Annotated in this window: 14 protein-coding genes; 1 reads left to right on the top strand and 13 read right to left on the bottom strand. The window is 59.7% G+C overall.

Annotation, left to right across the window (positions count from 1 at the left end; genetic code table 11):
- Positions 1-307 precede the first annotated feature (307 nt).
- Entirely contained in the window at positions 308-1,480 is a 1,173-nt protein-coding gene (locus MWR57_RS13290) for an MFS transporter (protein WP_423125310.1), read from the bottom strand.
- Between the two features lie 283 nt (positions 1,481-1,763).
- Between MWR57_RS13290 and MWR57_RS13285 the strand changes: the two genes are divergently transcribed.
- Positions 1,764-2,240 (top strand): glycine zipper domain-containing protein, encoded by a 477-nt coding sequence (locus MWR57_RS13285; RefSeq protein ID WP_423125309.1) that lies wholly within the window; start codon positions 1,764-1,766, stop codon positions 2,238-2,240.
- A 290-nt stretch (positions 2,241-2,530) separates the two neighbouring features.
- Here the strand turns inward: MWR57_RS13285 and MWR57_RS13280 are convergent, their stop codons facing one another.
- The 12 genes from MWR57_RS13280 to MWR57_RS13225 all read right to left on the bottom strand — a co-directional run bounded on the left by MWR57_RS13280 (position 2,531) and on the right by MWR57_RS13225 (position 17,706).
- Complete coding sequence (locus MWR57_RS13280; RefSeq protein ID WP_423125308.1) at positions 2,531-4,540, bottom strand: proton-conducting transporter transmembrane domain-containing protein; 2,010 nt, start codon at positions 4,538-4,540, stop codon at positions 2,531-2,533.
- 437 nt (positions 4,541-4,977) lie between these two features.
- The gene (locus MWR57_RS13275) at positions 4,978-5,730 is read right to left on the bottom strand and encodes an NADH-quinone oxidoreductase subunit B family protein (protein WP_423125307.1); all 753 of its coding nucleotides are present in this window, start codon (positions 5,728-5,730) and stop codon (positions 4,978-4,980) included.
- A 154-nt stretch (positions 5,731-5,884) separates the two neighbouring features.
- Entirely contained in the window at positions 5,885-7,414 is a 1,530-nt protein-coding gene (locus tag MWR57_RS13270) for a hydrogenase large subunit (protein WP_423125306.1), read from the bottom strand.
- Positions 7,411-8,853 (bottom strand): proton-conducting transporter transmembrane domain-containing protein, encoded by a 1,443-nt coding sequence (locus MWR57_RS13265; RefSeq protein ID WP_423125305.1) that lies wholly within the window; start codon positions 8,851-8,853, stop codon positions 7,411-7,413. Before MWR57_RS13265 ends, MWR57_RS13270 begins: the two co-directional genes overlap by 4 nt.
- Positions 8,854-9,013: 160 nt before the next feature.
- Positions 9,014-9,658: a hydrogenase gene (locus MWR57_RS13260; protein ID WP_423125304.1), complete on the bottom strand. Its 645-nt coding sequence runs from the start codon at positions 9,656-9,658 to the stop codon at positions 9,014-9,016.
- 7 nt (positions 9,659-9,665) lie between these two features.
- Positions 9,666-10,574: a respiratory chain complex I subunit 1 family protein gene (locus tag MWR57_RS13255; protein WP_423125523.1), complete on the bottom strand. Its 909-nt coding sequence runs from the start codon at positions 10,572-10,574 to the stop codon at positions 9,666-9,668.
- Between the two features lie 331 nt (positions 10,575-10,905).
- Entirely contained in the window at positions 10,906-12,891 is a 1,986-nt protein-coding gene (locus MWR57_RS13250; RefSeq protein WP_423125303.1) for a proton-conducting transporter transmembrane domain-containing protein, read from the bottom strand.
- Positions 12,888-13,574 carry a helix-turn-helix domain-containing protein gene (locus MWR57_RS13245; protein WP_423125302.1) on the bottom strand — a complete coding sequence of 229 codons (687 nt, stop codon included), beginning with the start codon at positions 13,572-13,574 and terminating at the stop codon, positions 12,888-12,890. Before MWR57_RS13245 ends, MWR57_RS13250 begins: the two co-directional genes overlap by 4 nt.
- A 412-nt stretch (positions 13,575-13,986) precedes the next feature.
- On the bottom strand, positions 13,987-14,688 hold the full coding sequence (locus tag MWR57_RS13240; protein WP_423125301.1) for a GIY-YIG nuclease family protein: 702 nt from the start codon (positions 14,686-14,688) through the stop codon (positions 13,987-13,989).
- A 265-nt stretch (positions 14,689-14,953) separates the two neighbouring features.
- A complete protein-coding gene (locus MWR57_RS13235) occupies positions 14,954-15,292 on the bottom strand; it encodes a type II toxin-antitoxin system PemK/MazF family toxin (protein WP_479723980.1) in 339 nt (112 codons plus the stop codon).
- Positions 15,292-15,528 (bottom strand): CopG family ribbon-helix-helix protein, encoded by a 237-nt coding sequence (locus tag MWR57_RS13230; protein WP_423125299.1) that lies wholly within the window; start codon positions 15,526-15,528, stop codon positions 15,292-15,294. Before MWR57_RS13230 ends, MWR57_RS13235 begins: the two co-directional genes overlap by 1 nt.
- A 63-nt stretch (positions 15,529-15,591) precedes the next feature.
- On the bottom strand, positions 15,592-17,706 hold the full coding sequence (locus MWR57_RS13225; RefSeq protein WP_423125298.1) for a peptidase U32 family protein: 2,115 nt from the start codon (positions 17,704-17,706) through the stop codon (positions 15,592-15,594).
- Positions 17,707-17,970: the final 264 nt, after the last annotated feature.

Below are 17,970 nucleotides of genomic sequence, written 5' to 3'. Positions count from 1 at the left end.
AACTCGGGCTTCGCCCTCAGACGACAGTTTTAGCGTCTTTTTCCGCCCCCGTCTGCGAGGCGCGGCAGGACAAATGGGGGGGGGAAATCCCATTGGCACGCAGCCGAGCACCGGAGAGGCTGCCGAAAAAGGGCTTTGCACTGTTTGAGCGCAGCGAGTTTGCAAAGCCCCGGCAGCCTCAAGGAGTACCCCATGCGGGGCATAAACTCCGGGCATCCCGCCTTCGGCGGGACAAGGGACACAGGGGGCCCTTTCTTTGGTTCGTTTCTTTGGGCAAGCAAAGAAATGAATTGACGAACTCATCTGCTTACTTCTCAATTTCCTGCCACCCCACCGCCTGCCGCCGCGTCGCGCTGAACCCGATAAAGGCGAAGCTGCCCGCGACAAAACAGAGGACAAACAGGCCGCTGCCCATGAAGGAAGCGCCATAGCCCCACTCCCGGTTCAGGCTCCCGGAGATCACCGCGGCAAGAAAGGTGGCCAGGGTGCGCACCCCGTAGAGCAGGCCGGAGTTGCCGCCCAACCGGCCGGAGGGAAAAAGCAGCGCCACCAGCACCCCGAGTTCCAGCAGAGCCACGGTATCACCCAGGTTGTGGAGCAACCGGATGACCACCAGGCTCCGGATGCCGACCGCCAGCGGGGTCAGCATCTGAAACACCGCGGAAAAGGCCATGCCCCCGAGAAAAAAGAGGAACACCGACCTCCGTTTGTCATGATATTTGCCGACCAGGGGAACAGCCAGGGCCATCCACAGCCCCATGCAGGCAAAGACCAAGCCTATCTGCCGGGGGAGCAGCCCGAATTTTTCCTTCAGCAGCAGGGAAAAAGAGGTCTGCTCCACCCCGAAGTGGGTGCCCAGGACAAAAAGACAGGCGATCAGCAGCAAGGGCTTGAACTGGAGGACATCCCCGCTGTATTCCTTAAAGGAAAAGACAATGGGCTCATAATCAATTAGGAACAGCGAGAGCAGAAAGATGGCTCCTGCCCCGGCCACGGCAAAAACAAAGATCAGCTCCGGCGCGGTCTGCACCACAAGGCCGCCGGCCAGGGGGCCGAGACCGAAGCCCAGATAGGTGCTCAACTGGTAAGTCGCCACCCTGCGGCTCCGCTGAATCTGCCCGAAATGCTTGAGATACAGGGATTCGCTCACCACCACCAGGGCCGCGCTCCCCAAGCCCCCGACGCAGACCGCCGCCAGAATCCAGCCAAAGGAGCGGGCAGTCAGGAGGGCGCCAAAATACCCCCCATAGAGCAAGGCACCGCAGAGCATGGTTCGCCGGGGCGAAAAAATATCGGAAAACAATCCCAGCGGCAGCATCAACGCCATGGAGGAGAGGGAAAAAAAGCCGATGGCCATGCCGATCTGCAGGTCGCTCAGGCCGTAGCCCTTGAGAAGCAGGGGCAAATAGGCCAACACCAGCCAGTGCGTGAAGTAGATGAGAAAACGGATGGCGATGGAGAGCAGGATCTGGCGGCGCATGGGGAGTCCCTGGTAAACGGAATCTATTCTCCCTTCTAGCATGCTTGAGCCAAAGAGGCAATTCCTGATGGATCCGCACCCAGGGAAAAGGATGACGGATGGATTGCACCCCCCGCATTGACCCGATGTCCGCACGGGAGAACCCGACATCGGGTCGACATTGCCCCAACCACGCCCCATATCGGCTGGAAAAACCGCTTATCCCGGCGTACGGTGAAGCTGAAAACAGGGTGTGCACTTTTTGCAACACAGTCTAAAAAGTTTATTCTCGCAAGGAGGGAATATGCTGAAACGAACACTGCTCGCAGTAACATGTGCCGGATTATTGCTTACCAGCCAGAATGCCATGGCAGACAGCGCAGCGCAAACCGGGGCTTTGGGCGGCGCGGCCGGGGGCGCCATTCTCGGTCAGGCCATCGGCCGCAACACCGAGGGTACCCTGCTGGGCACCGCCATCGGCGGGGTACTCGGCTATATCGTCGGCAATGAGATGGACAAGAACCAGGGCCAGACGGTCCGAGTATACTCCCCGCCTCCCAAGGTTGTTTACCGCTACGAGGACGACTACCCGGAGGTCCGGGTGCGGACGCGGGTATACGAGAGGCCTGTGGTATACTACCAGCCGGAACGGGTGGTCAGACAGACGGTGATCATAGACCGCGATCACCATCCCCGCCACCGGGGCCAGGGCCGTGACCATTGGCGGGAATCCAGATATCGCCCGGAGCATCGTGGGTATTCTGAACGGGGCAGGTGGTAAGACCGCCCCTCCCGGGACATCTCCCGCAGGACAGCAGGTTTAGCACACGACAACCGCAACAACCCGACAGGCGGCTTCTCCATTCGGGGAAGCCGCCTGCGCCTTTTCAGAAGCCATTCGTTATAACGGAACAACCATCGCAACTGTCCAACTTGGAGCAAAAAAAGAACATAGGCCAAGAAAACCAGCCAACCAGCAGTGGTGCAGATGCCAGGAAGAGGCCGGCGAAGTGTGCTGTTGCACACGAGTCGGCCGATGACAACGCAGATGTGGTGCTGCTGATTGGTTGGTTACGCCCGCAGCCACAACAGCAACAGGCAAAGAGTCAGGGCCGAATAGAGCAGATACACACCGATCCACCCCTGATGGAGAAAGGAACGAACAGCAAAGGCGGCTCGGGATAAGGCCCGGCAAACGGGATGGATCAGACGGTCCAGAATCAGATCCGGGGTATGGGTAACAAGACTGGTTGCGGCAGGGGAAAAGCCAATGGCCCGGCCGCCGGCAATGTCGCTCCGCAAACCCCAACGAAAAAGGCTGACCAGCATCTCCGCAAAGGAAACCGCCGTATACTGCATGCGTGGCGTTCCCTCTCTGTAACCGCATCCCCAGGTCGCTGGCCGATTCTCGCGGCCAGGCTCCGGAAAAGACTTCTGCCGAAGAAACAAGCCAAGAGAGAAGGCCAGCAGCAGGAAGGCGCAGAGGCTAAGCCAGTACACCGGCGCCAGACTCCCGATCAGCATGCTCTCCGCACTCCCGGCCGCCGAGAAGGTGGCAAGCGTCATGCCCGCCCAGGCGCCAACAGCCCGCTGCAATAGGGGAACAATCGCCCAGGGAGCCAGACCGATGAACAGGCAGCAGAGAAAGAGGATGGCCATGGGCAACAGCATGCTGCCCGGCGCCTCGCTGGGCGTTGTGGAAAAACGACGGCGCGGCGTGCCCAGAAAGGTGACGCCAAAGACCTTGACAAAGCAGGCCACGGCCAGACCGCCGGTCATGGCCAGGGCCGGAGCGGCCAGGATCGTCAGGGAGAGCGGAAAGGGTACGCCTTCGGTCTGACTGTGCAGCAACCCAAGGTAGATGAGCCATTCGCTGACAAAGCCGTTGAGCGGCGGCAGGCCGCAGATGGCCACGGCCCCGCCGAGAAAGAAAAAGGCGGTGCGCGGCATGGTGCGCAGCAATCCGCCGTAACGGTCGATTTCCCTGGTGCCGGTTGCCTGGATCACCGCGCCGGCCCCGAGAAAGAGCAAGGACTTGAACAGGCCGTGGTTGACCACATGGAGCAGAGCCCCGGCCAGGCCGAGGACGACGAGGGCTGGGCTGTGGAAGGTTTTTCCCAGCAGGGCGCAGCCCAGGCCGATCAGGATGATGCCGATATTCTCCACGCTGTGATAGGCAAGCAGCCGCTTGATGTCATGCTGGGCCAGGGCAAAGACCACGCCCATTATGGCCGAAACAACGCCGAGAGCGAGAATGACCCCGCCCCACCAAGCCGGCTGGCCGGTGTAGAAGCCCGCCACCCGGATCAGTCCGTAGATCCCCATCTTGATCACCACCCCGCTCATCAGGGCGGAAACATGGCTGGGCGCGGCGGCATGCGCCCCGGGCAGCCAGATATGGAGAGGCATGATCCCTGCCTTGAGGCCAAAACCGAACAGGGCCAGCAGAAAAATCGCCCCGGCCTGAAACGTGGCGCCGTCAAGGGTGGCGGCCTGGGGGAAAGCAAAGCTGCCGTTGGGTCCGGCCAGAAGAATGAACATGGCAAAAAGAGCCAGGGTGCCGGTGTGGGTGGCGGCAAGATAGACGTAGGCCGCCCGGCGGGCCGCTTCGTTTTCCTGCTCGGTAAGGATCAAGAAAAAGCCGCCGAGGGCCATGACCTCCCAGGCCATGAGGAAGAGAAGGCCGTTGCGGCTCACCGGCACAAGGGCAATGGCCGCGCCCAAAATGCCGTAAAAAAGACGGAGCCTGCCCGCCGCCACGCCATGCCGGGACAGGGGGAAGTAGCCGAGCCCGTAAACACCGCCCAGGCCAAGGATAAGCAGGCCGGGCAACAGGAAGAGCGCGGCCAGGCCGTCCAGTTCGATGAGAAAACTACCGCCGGGGATGGACCAGGCGGCGGCCAGCATGGGCGCGGGAGTTTGCCAGGCCCCGGCAAGCGAGGCGCCAAGGGAGAGGATTACCCCGGCCAAAAGAAGGCTAACGGAAAGAATTTCACCGCTCCTTGCCCACCTCCCCCACGCCAGGGCAGGCAGACCGGAGCAGAAGATCAGGCTTACGGCGGCAAGGTAGCACTCGACCAATGTCCCATCCTCCCTCTCTTCAGTTCAAACGTTGTATAGAGGTTCTTGCAAAAATGCCTTCTTGTGCCGAAGGCTCTTGCGAGCCCTTCGGCAAGCTCAGTTGGTAGGTCGGGTAGAGCAAAGCGAAACCCGACAGTATTGTTATCGGAACACTCAATACTCGCCTCATCACACAATAACCTTCGCCGCCCGTGGGTTACGACGACACAGAAAAAATGTCGCGCCTCTTACCCGTGACCGGCGGTATTGCATGTGTGGCCTTCTGCGCTAACTGTATCGTGTCGGATTTCGCTGCGCTCTACCCGACCTACGCCCCTTCGACAGGCTCAGGGTGAACGGAAAAATCAATGATTTCAAGCCGACTACCGTTCGCCCTGAGCCTGTCGAAGGGTGTTTTGGCGGTAATCGGACGAATGGCCGTTTAGCATGAACACGGCCTATCTCCTGCCAAGCAAGCGCAACAACCCATCCAAGATGGTATAAGGATGCGGCGGACAGCCGGGGATATAGAGATTCACCGGCAACAGGGAATCGAGCCCCGGGCTCACCTCGCTGCTCCCCGAAAACGGCCCCCCATTGATGCCGCAGGCCCCGACCGCAATGACGATCTTTGGCGCAGGCGTCGCCTCATAGGTATCCAGCACCGCGCTGCGCATATTCTCCGTGATCGGCCCGGTCACCAGGATGCCGTCCGCGTGGCGGGGGGAGGCGACAAACTGGATGCCGAAGCGCCCCAGGTCGAAAACCAGGGTGCCGAGCACGTTGCAATCCGCCTCGCAACCGTTGCAGCCTCCGGCGGAAACCTGGCGCAGCTTGAGGGAGCGGCCGAACAGCTTCAGCCGCTCGGGCTCAAGCGGTTGTGCCAGTGCATATTCCCCGCCGCTGTACAGCAGATCCTGCCGCTGCCGGACGGCAAGGCGGTAGTCGTTGCCAAAGGTGATCCGGCCATGGGGACAGGCCGGGCAATCGGCGCAGAACAAGCAACGGCCCAGATCAAGAACCAGCCGGCCATCCACCTGCTTGCAGGCCCCGGAGGGGCACAGCGTTTCACAGGCTTTGCCGCAATCGGGCGGGCAATCTCCGCTGAACGTGGGCAACCCCCGGAAGCGCGGGGGCAGAACCGGCTCCGCCTTAGGGAACTTTCCCGTTCTGAAGCCCTGACGCCACCGTTCCCGTATTATCTGCAGCATATTCTTTTGTCCTCAGATTCTCTTTTTATCCCCCCCTTTCACAAAGGGGGGCGAGGGGGGATTTTACGAATTGGCCTGTTGAATCCGTCGTTTTAAAATCCCCCTCAATCCCCCTTTGTCAAAGGGGGAGGTGAAAAGCACGGCCTTCGGACCGCTATAGATCAAACCCACAGTAGGACAAATTAAAACTCTTGTTGCACAAGGGAAAATCAGAAATCTGCTCATCGCGCATCGCCATGGCCAACCCGCTCCAGTTATGGAAGGAGGGGTCAACAATCTTGTAGCGCCGCAGACGGCCATCGCCATCGGTGAGACCGACGTGCACCACCTCGCCCCGCCACCCTTCCACCATGGAGATTGCCAAGGCATTACCCTGAAGCGGCCCCATCTGCGCCCGGATGGGACCTTCCGGCAGAGTATCCATGATCCGCCGGAGCAGCTCGATGGAAACAGTGATCTCCCGGCTGCGCATCCTGGCCCTGGCCATGGCATCCCCGGTTTCCTCGGTGATCAGGTCATCAAACAACTGGCGGTAGACCCCGGTTGGATGGAAAAAACGGCTGTCGCGGGGCACGCCGCAGGCCTTGGCCGCAACCCCGACCAGGCCGAGATCCTCGGCCACCGAGCGGGACACCCTGCCTCTTCCTTCAAACCGGCTCAGAACCGAGGGCGCATCAAAAAAGAGGTCCAGAGCGCCCATGGTATTGCCCTCGATACCCTTGAGCCGGGCCAGCATCTCTCCGGCCAGAGCTGGTTCGAGATCAAAGAGCACCCCGCCCGGCCGCACCAGCCCCCGGCCAAACCGGCTACCGCACAAGGCTGCGGTCAGGTTGAGGTAGTCGCCGCGCAACCGGCCGCAATAGGAGAAGGTGGGCAGAAAGCCGACATCGCCGGCCAGAGCGCCGATATCCCCCACATGGTTGGCCAGCCGCTCCAGCTCAAGGGCCACGGCGCGGATGGACTGGGCTTGGGCAGGAACCTCGCAGCCGCTTAAGGCCTCAAGTACTTGGCAATGGGCCAAGCCATGGCCGATGGAGGTATCGCCGGCAATGGTTTCCATCTGCGCCATGGTGGACGGATGGGGGCCGTTTTGCAGCATCCGCTCGATATCCCGATGCTGATAGCCGAGCGAGATCTCAAGGTGCATCACCTTCTCGCCGTAGCACTGGAAACGGAAATGACCCGGCTCGATGATGCCGGCATGGACCGGACCGACCGCCACCTCGTGCACCCCTTCCCCGTCCACCCGGTAAAACTCCATCTCCCCGATGCGGGGATGCTGATCCGCCGGACGGCCCCAAACATCGGCCCCGCTCCGCCAAGCGCTGTGAAAGCGGAGCGGCTTGAGCCAGGGATGCCCTTCCGGCACTACCCCGTATTGCTCGGCGATTTCCCGCTCGAAAAGATGCATCTGCGGGCAATCCGGGGTCAGGGAGGGAAACCGCTCGCTGATGCGGGTCCGGTACACGGCGACACAGGCGTTGCGATCCCGGGCGACCAGGGCGAAAAGCTCCAGATCTCGCCCCCCTTCGGCAACGGGCACTCCAAAACAGGCCGCCACCCTTCCCTGTTTCCGTACCTCCGCCAGCAGGCAGTCCCTGAAATCCCCAAAATCAAGAATTGTCACCGAATCCAGAGCGACGGCCTCGCCGTTTTTCAGCAGTTGCGGGTTCAGGTTCCTCATGGCTTCACCTCCAGCAGGGCGGCCGCTTCGGCAAAGAGCTTCCTGGCCGGCTCGGGCAGGGAGAGCCCCAGGAAAAGAATGATGAGGAGCAGGACCAACGGGGTGCCGGTGGTCATGAGAGTCTCCCGGTAGTTGGTGTCTCCCTTCCGCTCCAGAGGCGTGCCGAAAACCACCGAGAGCACCGTGCTGCCCATGCCGATGAAGATGACGGCCAGAAAGAAGAGAAACAGAGCGCCGGTGAGATAATGGCCGCCGGAAAAAATGCCCCGGAGGATGGTGAACTCGCTGATAAACGGGGCAAAGGGCGGCGAGCCGGTGATCGCCAGAAAGCCGAGGAGAAACAGGCTGGCGGAAACCGGCACCAGGGTGATGGCGCCCTGGACCTCACCCACCCGCTTGCTCGCGAAACGGCGATGGATGTTGCCGGCGGACAAAAAGAGCACGCCCTTGGTCAGGGCATTGTTCATCAGATGCAGCATGGCCCCGAAGGTGGCGACTCCGCCAATGGCAACGCCAATGGCGAGTATCCCCATGTGCTCGACGCTGGAATAGGCGAGAAGCCTTTTGAAATCCGGCTGCCGGATGACAAACACCGCGGCAAAACCGAGGGAGACAAGGCCCATGGCCAGGAAGGCCTCGCGGGCCATGGCCCCATCGCCTGCGGCATCCATGATCTGCAGGGTGCGCAGCAGAGCAAGAAAGGCCACGCTGGTAAGGCCTCCGGCCAGAAGCGCGCCGACCAACCCCGGCGCTTCGCCGTAGGCGTCCGGTTTCCAGGTGTGCAGGGGGGCAAAGCCGGCCTTGGTGCCGAAGCCGACGAGCAGAAAGACGAAGCCGGCCCGGAGCCACGGCGTGGAATAGTTTGCGGCCCCAAGCAGGATGTCGTCGAACTGCAGGCTGACCTGCGCGCCTCCGGCCAGGGCGGCGTAGGCGACAAACAGGATGCCGAGCATGGCCAGGGCAATACCCACGGAGCAGAGGATCAGGTATTTCCAGGTGGCCTCGATGGAAAGGCGGTTGCGGTTGTAATAAATCAGCGGGGCGCTGGCCACGGTGGTCGCTTCCACCGCCACCCAGAGGAGGCCGAGATGCCGGGCTACGGCCGCCAGGCTCATGGCGGAAAGAAAAAGAAGCAGGCAACTGACAAAGATCCTGTTCCCCCAGGCGATGCGGTAACGCAGGTAGCCGACGGCATAGAACGAACAGCCGCAAAAAAGCAGGCTGACAATGAGCAGGATGAGGCGGCTGAACGGATCGACCACGATCCAGTTGCCGGCCAGGGGCAGCGGCGCGCCCTGCCCGGACTGAATAACAAAAAAAGTCAATATCAGGTGCCCCAGGCCGCAAACCGGCAGCAACAGAGGCCGCAAACGGTCCGAAGGGAGACAAAAAGCGGCAAGGCCGCCGCAGAAAGGCAGGAGGAGCAGTGCGGCTATCATGTTATTCCCTTAAGTAACTATCCAGCTTGATGCCGGAATTGGACGAAAACCACATAATGTAACTATTCAACAGTGGTGCAGATGCGCGGAAGAGGTCTGCAAAGTGTGCTGCTGCACATGAGCAGGCCGATGACAAAGCAGATGCGGTGCTGCTGAATAGTTACTCCCTCAAGGAAGAAAGTTGGCCGGTATTCATGGTGGAAAATTCCCGGTTGATCTGGTGCATGACAATCCCCATGACAAAAACCGCGACCAGCAGATCGAGCAGCACCCCGGCCTCAACCATCAGGGGCATGGCCTCGGCCAGAAGCATGCCGAAGATGAACACCCCGTTTTCAAAAATCAGGTAGCCAAGGGCCTGGGTGATGGCCTTGCGCCGGGTGATAAGCATGAGAAACCCGGTGGCCAGGGTGGCCAGGCCGACAGGGATGAAGAGCGAACCCCGGTGCGCCTCGATAAGCGGCAGCCGATCGCTGAAAATAAACGCCCCGGCCGTGGCCAGGGTGCCGAGGAGCAAGGTCGGCACATAGCCGAGCAGCGGCTCCATTTCCCTTTTGATATGCACCTGGCGGATGGCTCGTAACAGCAAAAAGGGAATGGCCAAACCCTTGAGCAGAAACGCCCCGCCGGCCAGAATCAGGGCATGGCCCGTAAATCCGTGGAGAAACAGGGGCAGCAGCGAGAGAATACCGCCCTGGATGGCCACGGTCCGGATGCAGGCGCCCAGGCGGCTGCTCCCCAGGAGAAAGAAGTTAAACAGGATGACCAACAACAGCAGCAGATTGGCCGGATTGTAGTTATCCATTATTCCCTTACCTCAAGAGCAGAATCAGCGAGAAAAAAGAAAGCAGCATGGTGCCGACCAGCAACTGCGGCACCCGCAGCAGCCGCAACCGCGCCATGGTGGATTCGACCACCCCGACGACCACGGCCAGAAGCAGCATCGAGCCGCTAAAGAGCAGGGCGTCAAGCAGCACATTTCCGGTGGCGCCGGGAAACACGAGGCGGACAACCAGCGCGCCCAGAACAAAGAGCTTCATGGCGGCGCCGTAGAGAATCATGCCGAAATCAGGGCCGCTGTGGTCGAGCACCATGACCTCGTGGATCATGGTCAGCTCCAGATGGGTATTGGGGTCGTCGAAGGGGATGCGGCAATTTTCCACCAGGACCACGACAAACAGGCAGGCCAGGACCAGAATCAGGGAGGGGCCCGCGCTCTGCCAACCCGCATTCAGGGTTTGGCCGAACATGGCGTCCAGGGAAAGGGCGCCGGAAAGCCTGGCCAAAACGATGAAGCAGAAGAACACCGTCGGCTCGGCCAGACAGGAAAAGGTAACCTCGCGGGCCGCGCCCATGCCCTCAAAAGAGGAGCCGGTGTCCAGGGCCGCGCTGGCCGTGAAAAAACGGGAGAGCCCGAAAAGATAGACGAAGAAGATCAAGTCGCCGGCAAAGGAGAGCGGCGCGCCTATGGCGCCGAAGGGGACCATGAGCGCGGCAAGCACCGGCACGGCAAGACCGAGCACCGGCCCTGCCCGGAAAACCCAGGTGGTGGTGCGGCTGATGACCAGACCCTTACCCAACAGTTTCCAGATATCGTAGTAGGACTGCAAAAACGGGGGGCCAACCCGCCCGGCAAAAAGGGCCTTGGTCTTGCCGATCACCCCGGGCAACAGGGGGGAAAGGCCGAAGAGCAGGAGAAGGTGCAGGAACAGTTCGAGCATCACGGTTCTCTCTTTAAAAGTGCGGAATGCAAAATTAACAATGACGCGATGACACCATGAGTTGGAGCGGCGCAAGCCGCTCCTCTGTTTTCCCCATTGTCACGCAGCCGAGCACCGGAGAGGCTGCCGAAAAAGGAGTTTGCACTGTTTGAGGCGCAGCCGAGTTTGCAAACTCCCGGCAGCATCGAGGAGCACAGGGTATCCCGCCTGCGGCGGGACAAGTGGCGGGGTGCCCTTTCTTTGGTTCGTTTCTTTGGGCAAGCAAAGAAATGAACAGTCCTGGCGTTGCCGGAATACATGGCTGATATTCGCTGGCAATCAAATTCCCTTTTCATCGTTGCCCCACCCAAAAAAGTAGGAGGATCGTGGCGCTGAAGATATAAAGCAGATACACATGCAACTGGCCTGCCTGCAGGCCGCGAAAGCCGCTGCAAACATCAGCGGCCCACCGGAAGAAAGGCTTGAACAATCGGGCCAGCACCGGATCCGGCGCGGCAAAGAAAAAGCGCGTCACCTCCGGAAAAAATCCGATGGTCCGGCCATCTTCGGTGGATGGCGTGAGACAACTGCAGAACAGGGCGCTTTGGGGCAGCTCGGTATAGCTTTCCGCACTGTAAGACATCCGGCTCGTGGGAAAGGCAAAGCCGCAGCCCCAGGTGGTCGAGGTTGGCACCGGCTCGCGCCCCTGCCGCCAGCGAAGCAAGGTGTACGCCGCCAGAATACAACCAAGCAGCACAACCGCCATGATCCCCAGCCACCAGGGTTCAAAAGCCGTGTCGGCCAGCATGGTTGCCGCAGCCGGATCAAGCAAGGTTGCAGCCCGTCCCGCCACCTGGAGCAGCAAAACCGGCATGATACCGCCGGCCAGACAGAGCAGGGCCAAACCGGCCATGCTGCTCCACATGGGCCAGCCTGCCTCAAGCGCCCGGGCAGCCGCTTGGCTGCGCGGCTCCCCGGCCAAGGCGATGCCGATGATCCTGGTCATGACGACAATTACCATGCCGCCCACCAAGGCAAGAAGGCCGATGAGCACCAAGGGGAAAAATCCGGGCAGGCCGGAGAGCACGGTGCCGCTCTCAAGCAAGGCCCGGTAGATGAACCATTCGCCGACCAAGCCATTGAAGGGCGGCAGCGCGCTGATAGCCAGGCCGCCGCAGACAATGAGCAATCCGGTAACGGGCATGCGGCGCATGAGGCCGCCCATCCGGTTGAGATCCCGGCTGCCGCTGCCGTGCATGAGCGAACCGGCCCCCATGAAGAGCAGGCTTTTGAACAGGGCGTGATTTAAAAGGTGGATCAGCCCCCCGGCCAGGGCAAAGGCGGCGGCGACATGGTGCCCATTGGCCCGGCTCTGCATCCAGAAACCGAGGGCCAGCAAGATGATGCCGATGTTTTCCACGGTGGAATAGGCAAGGCTCCTTTTCACATCGCGCTGCATGGCTGCCATGGCGATGCCGAACAGGGCGCCGATGATGCCGATGGCCATCAACAGGCCACCCCACCAGGCAGGTCCGGCAGGCAAAAAACCGGACAAGCGGAGCAACCCGTAGATAGCGGTCTTCACCATGACCCCGCTCATGAGCGCGGAAACATGGCTGGGCGCGGCCGGGTGCGCATCGGGCAGCCAGACATGAAAGGGGAAGATGCCTGCCTTGCTGCCGAAGCCGATGAGCAGTAGCAGAAAAAGCGCGGAGGCAACCGGGAGCGAGAGTTGGCCGAGCACCTGAAAAGAGGCGAATTCCAGGCTGCCGGAAAGCGCGGAGGCCGAGAGAAAAAAGGCAAAAAGAAACGCCGCGCCGAGATGCGTGGCGAGCAGATAGGTCCATCCGGCCTCCACCGCTTCCGCCAGATCGTACTCGCTGATCACCAGAAAAAAGGAGGTAAGCGACATGCACTCCCAGGCAAAAAGAAACAGCAGCCCGTTGGCCGCGGTCACCACCAAAGTCATGGAAAGGATGAGCAGGTTGTACCAGGTCCAGTGCAGCCCCGGCCTCAGCCGTTCTTTGCCGCCCTTCATATATTCGGCCCCGTAGAGGGCGCCGGTCAGGCCAACGATGAAGAGAGGCAGCAGGAAGAAGGCGGAGAGGCCGTCCAGCCGCAGGGAAAACGCCCCGCCCGGCATGGACCAGGGAAGAAAAAATGTTACCGCCCCTCCTCCAAGCAGGCTCTGCCCCGCCGCAACCAAGCCGCACAGGCACCCGAGGATGGCGCTGCCGCTGCCGAGGAGAGTGGCAGTTTTATCACCGCCGCGCCCAGGCAGCAGTGCCAACAGCGCGCCCAGGATGAAAAGAAAGAAGGCAACACACAGAAGATTCATGCGGCAGGTCCCTGGTGAAAAATCATGGCTTCCTGCGCGCCGATGAACTCAAGGAGTTTCTTGCGGGTGGGCTGCTCCCGGATGCCGTGCAGAAAAGGGGCGGCCATGGAAAGCCGCCACAGTTTACGTTCGAGGATGGCCAGTTCGGCATTATTGGCGGGCAGCACCAGAAAAAGCAACTCGGTTTTGCGGTGGTCCAGCGCCTTGAAATCCACCGGATGTTCGAGAAAGGCGAGAATCACCATGCTCTTTTCCAGATAGACCGGCAGGGCGGGGTCGGGGGACATCCAGGCAATGCCGTCCATGGAGGAGGAGGCCACCGATTCCCGGGAGAGCAGGGAGATCTTGATCGCCTTGGCATCAAAGGTCGTGGAATAGGGCTGGGCCGCCAGCAGCTCGTCGATGATCTCATCGCGATTGCTGCCGTGGATGCGATAGAGGACCGCACCATTTTCCAGGGCATCGACCAGGGAGATTCGGTGATCCGTCTTCCGGCGAGGCGCGGCAACGCCGGGCTTCTGACTGTCGATCCAGTCCACCACCTCATCGGCCTTGAAGCGCCATTGCCCGCCGATCTTGACGGCAAAGGGGATCTGGTTGTCGTTCACCATCCGGTAGATGGTCTTCTCAGAAACCCCCAGCTTTTCCGCAACACCCTTTATGGAGATAAATGTTTTATCCATTTCTGTCCAATATTGTCCAAACATGACTAAGCATTGGTATCCTTTAAGCTGTTGCCAAGGGGTTGTCAATATTTTTCAAGAAAACGGGAGGGATGGGAGAAAATTGAGGAAAAGCAAGGGAACCAGCATTGTCCGACGAGAAACTTGCAGACTCCCCCAAAAAATCCCCTCTCCCCTTGCGGGAGAGGGATAGGGTGAGGGGGAAGGTGCTGATTGGGATGCCGTTGCCAACTTAAATCAATAGCAAATCAATAGGGGACAGACTGCGGTTGTTTTGCTTGAAGCTATAGTAAAACGTGGTCTGTCCCCTATTTGCACACCTATTTGCACAGGCACAATGGGGACAACCCCGGAGAAATAGGTATTATGTCCCCAGATTACAGATGTTCCCAGATTACGTTTCTTCTCCTCCCTAAGAATTAATAAAACTAACAATGGATCGCACTTCATCAATGGTGGTAGTGAACCACTCGTCCCCCGGAGCATCCTCTTTCCAGCGCCCCCTTGCTTTAAGCACGGCATGAATGGCGTCCTCTACTTGGGCAACCCGTTTGACCTGCCAGCGCCCAATAATCTCTGGTTTCTCAAAGAATCCAGCCCCCTTGCATTGCCCAAACACGCGTGCCTCCACTTCAACGGCTGAGGTGAACCCAACCTTGATTGGGAAGGCTTCATTGCCTTTCTTGATCGCCGGGAAGGTGAAAGCATATATCCAGCCGTTGAATTCTACATCGGCTTGTTCCTCAATGGCTTCGTCTTCGTCCTCGACAGCTTCTAGCGTCAACTCCGTGTCTGACTTGAGGCGATACATCCCTGACTGTCCCAGCCAAACAAAAGGTGATTCCGGGCCACGCTTTGCTCGCAGAGAAGTGAAGAACCGAAGTCCTGTGCCGACTTGGTGCATTTTCCCTTCCGTGTCACGCGCTGGGTAACTTAGGCCCATCTGATCTTCGGTCAAATATCGGCCCAGGACTCTGTTGAGGATAAGGTTCAGCTTGAAAGGCTCACCCGACAGTGCTTCAGGTTCTTGTGCTAGTTCCGGCAGCAGATGATAACGCGCAAACTTGTAGCAGAACGATGCATTTGGTTGGAATTCGATCGGTAGTGGTTTCATTGATGCTCCGCTGGTGTTGATTCCGGGGACATAATACTTAATTCCTGTCAACTAGAGGGGGTCGAAGGGGGCGGAGGTAGTTTATTAGCTTAATCTTCCCCTGCCATGTCTGGAAAAGTCAGACTGTGCCTCGCGTTCTCTGTCACCTGAGCCGACACTGATTTTGTAGTTCAGGCATCGCGGGATTACAAGCAAAAACCATAACGAGAATGCCTCAAAGAGGCGAGTGGAAGAGCCAAACCGGAAATCAGGCGAGACGCTAATCCTATAGCTTCAGGACTAACCGCAACCCATCATCAACCTGGTTCATAATTGCATTTGGAAGGGTGTGAACCTTTTCGGTTAAGAATGATTTATCCATGGTGATTATCTGAGAGACATTGATCACGCTTTCTCGCGGTAGTTGCGAGTTTTTGGCTGTGAGCAGGATATTTCCCGGCGCGGCTGCTAAACGGATATTTGAGGTGATTGCCACGGCAATCAGGGTGTTGATTTTGCTTTTGTTGAATTCGTTTGCTTGGACAATGAGTATCGGCCTTTTATAACCGGGAGTTGAGCCAACCGGGTCAGGAAACGAAGCCCACCAGATTTCCCCCCGATTTATTACCATTCTTCTTTATCTATAGAGCTGAATTGCATTGCTGAAAGAGCGTCATCCAGTTGCGCAGGCTCGGATGAATACACTGCATCGAGTTGTCTGGTGATCTGGCCGGAAGGATGCTGTTCAAGATATTGGGCAACGGCTTCGGAAAAGAGCTGGCTTCGGGAAAAGCCGTGGCTTTTGGCGAACTGATCCGCGGCACGAAATAATTTGTCCGGTATGGAGATTGCTGTTTTCATGTTTCAAGTATAACCATAGTTATACCGTGCGTCAAATTGTATTTTTTATATGAGGGGAAGGATTCAAGCCAGGCCGCGCCGGTAGTTGAAAGTGGTGGTTTCCGGCAGGGGTTGATCGGCAGCACAAGCGGCCAGCACCTGCTTGCCCCTGGCGGACATGGCTCCGCACTGACTCAGATCAACGATGATCCGAGTGCAGCCCAGCCCTTTAAGTTCGGCGAGATGGCCCAGCAGGGAAAAATCCTGCTCCGCCAGAACCTCGGTGAGGTCGTGGTGCTGAAAAACGCGGTACCCCTCGCCCCCTTCCGCCCGCAGCACCGCGCCGGGCCGCACCCCGCGCACCGGGATGCGGGAAAGCATCACCACCAGCGGACTGTAGGCGGTGATCGCCAGGGGGGGAAGATGTTCGCTCCGGCGGAAGAATTCCTGCAGGTTTTTGCGGTCGTCCTCCAGATCGGCGGTGAGTTCAGCCATACCCAGCTCCTGCCAAGCAAGGGCGGCCTGGCTGTTCAGGGTGTAGCAGCGGAAGCCGCCCAGCAGGGTCAGATCGGAGAGGCCGGCAAACAGGGGGAGATGCCCCAGGTTGTTGACCCGGAAGCGGCAAAAGCCCTGCCCTGCCAGCATCCCCACCGCCCTCCGGTATTCGTCCCACTCGACTCCGAAAAGCATGGGGGGAATCTCCCATATGACCCGCCCCTGCCAATCAGCGCGGTGGAGATCCACCTTTTTCAAACCCGCCAAGGTCTCCGGGGTCAGCATCAGCTCAAGTTCGGCAACCCCCGGTTCGTCGAGGACACGCATATCCTGGGGTTCCCGACCGCGCACGGTCAGGGTCTGCACAGAGGGTGCCGGGGGAGCAGCTCCAGGCAACAGACTGGCCAGCGCCTGCGCACGGGCCTGGGCCAGGATTTCTTTTTGGGCCGGGCTCTTTTCCGGCACTGCCACCTGATCCAGCGTGGCCCGACAGGCTTCCGGGCTCAGAGTAAAAGCGGCCTTGCCCCCTACCTTGAAGATCGTGTCTCCCACCTGAAAAAAGCCGCCCTTGTCGGGGATTCGCACCCGGACAAAATCCCCGGCCTTGACGACTTTTTGTTTTTTCTGCTCAAGCCAGAGCTCCCGCACCGTAAAGCCGGTGCCTGCCTGATCGTTTTGCGGCTGGACGCGAATCCGGTCCCCCACATGCAGCCGGTCGCTGGTCGTAAAACCGATCATGCCGCCGCGCAGCGAAGTCACCTGGCCGAGATGCTTACCCAGAGTCCCTTGCGTGGCGGAATCGGCAATCGCCGAGGGGATAGAACCGGTAAGAAACCCCTTGGTGGACTTACGGCCAAAGGAAAGGGCCAATTGCTCCTCGGCCTCCTGCATCGCCTGCTTGCGCCCGCTTTCCGGGGCGTCCAGCACCAGGCGGTAGGCCGCCACCACCCGGGCCACGTATTCGGCGCTCTTCATCCGCCCCTCGATCTTAAGGCTGATGACCCCGGCCTTGAGCAACTGGGGCAACAGGGAAAGGGCGGAAAAATCGCTGGTGGAAAAATGGTAGCCCGGCTGTTCCCGGTTGCGATAGCTCCGGCGGCAGGGCTGGGCGCAGCGGCCCCGATTGCCGCTCATGCCGCTTACCGCGGAAGAAAAGAGGCACTGGCCGGAAACGGAAAAACAGAGGGCGCCGTGGACAAAATGCTCCAGTTCGATAGTGCTCTGTTGCCGGATCGCCCCGATCTCGGCCAAGGAGAGCTCCCGGGCCAGCACCGCCCGGGTAAAGCCCATCTGCTCAAGCATCCTGACCCCGGCCGCGTTGTGCACAGCCAACTGGGTTGAGGCGTGCAGGGGCAAACCGGGGAAATGGGTGCGGGCCAACCGCCAGACCCCGAGATCCTGGATGATCAGGCCATCGACCCCGATCCCGGCCAGATCGGCCACAATCCCCACCACCCGGGGCAGCTCCTTTTCCTTGATCAGGGTGTTGAGGGCGATGTACAGCCGACGGTGGTGGTGGTGGGCATGGGTGGTCATCTTCTCCACCTCGTCCACAGTAAAATTCTTGGCCTTGGCCCGGGCGGAAAACTCCTGCAGGCCGCAGTATACGGCATCGGCCCCGTTCTCCAGGGCGGCGAAAAATGACTCCACGCTCCCCACCGGGGCCAGAAGCTCCGTTTTGCTGCTTGATTTCCGATGCGTCATCTTTCCCGTCCCTGTATCACAAGCACACCCGCGCATTCTGTCTTCTTTTTACCGGGGGCCAGACTACCACGCCCGTCAAAACAGGGGCAACGGAAATCGATGGCTGCCCGGCACGGCCACCCGACATCCCCTGCCCAGCAGCCGATGTCGCCAGACATCACCCCATGTCCTCTAGGAAAACCTCTGGGGCGTGGATAGGATACAGACAACAGGAAAGGGATGTACCAGGGGCCACCCCTGGAAACAAAAAAAACTTAGGAGGAA

Origin of the sequence: Hydrosulfovibrio ferrireducens (assembly GCF_046883345.1) — a bacterium.
GTDB classification, from domain to species: Bacteria; Desulfobacterota; Desulfobulbia; order Desulfobulbales; family Desulfurivibrionaceae; genus Thiovibrio; species Thiovibrio ferrireducens.
This window is presented reverse-complemented; position numbering and strand designations above follow the sequence as displayed.

What these genes read in the sequence shown, in the direction of transcription:
- MWR57_RS13290 (WP_423125310.1), bottom strand. Translation starts at nt 1,480, where the DNA reads ATGCGCCGCCAGATCCTGCTCTCCATCGCCATCCGTTTTCTCATCTAC.
- MWR57_RS13285 (WP_423125309.1), top strand. Translation starts at nt 1,764, where the DNA reads ATGCTGAAACGAACACTGCTCGCAGTAACATGTGCCGGATTATTGCTT.
- MWR57_RS13275 (WP_423125307.1), bottom strand. Translation starts at nt 5,730, where the DNA reads ATGCTGCAGATAATACGGGAACGGTGGCGTCAGGGCTTCAGAACGGGA.
- MWR57_RS13270 (WP_423125306.1), bottom strand. Translation starts at nt 7,414, where the DNA reads ATGAGGAACCTGAACCCGCAACTGCTGAAAAACGGCGAGGCCGTCGCT.
- MWR57_RS13265 (WP_423125305.1), bottom strand. Translation starts at nt 8,853, where the DNA reads ATGATAGCCGCACTGCTCCTCCTGCCTTTCTGCGGCGGCCTTGCCGCT.
- MWR57_RS13260 (WP_423125304.1), bottom strand. Translation starts at nt 9,658, where the DNA reads ATGGATAACTACAATCCGGCCAATCTGCTGCTGTTGTTGGTCATCCTG.
- MWR57_RS13255 (WP_423125523.1), bottom strand. Translation starts at nt 10,574, where the DNA reads ATGCTCGAACTGTTCCTGCACCTTCTCCTGCTCTTCGGCCTTTCCCCC.
- MWR57_RS13250 (WP_423125303.1), bottom strand. Translation starts at nt 12,891, where the DNA reads ATGAATCTTCTGTGTGTTGCCTTCTTTCTTTTCATCCTGGGCGCGCTG.
- MWR57_RS13245 (WP_423125302.1), bottom strand. Translation starts at nt 13,574, where the DNA reads ATGGATAAAACATTTATCTCCATAAAGGGTGTTGCGGAAAAGCTGGGG.
- MWR57_RS13240 (WP_423125301.1), bottom strand. Translation starts at nt 14,688, where the DNA reads ATGAAACCACTACCGATCGAATTCCAACCAAATGCATCGTTCTGCTAC.
- MWR57_RS13230 (WP_423125299.1), bottom strand. Translation starts at nt 15,528, where the DNA reads ATGAAAACAGCAATCTCCATACCGGACAAATTATTTCGTGCCGCGGAT.
- MWR57_RS13225 (WP_423125298.1), bottom strand. Translation starts at nt 17,706, where the DNA reads ATGACGCATCGGAAATCAAGCAGCAAAACGGAGCTTCTGGCCCCGGTG.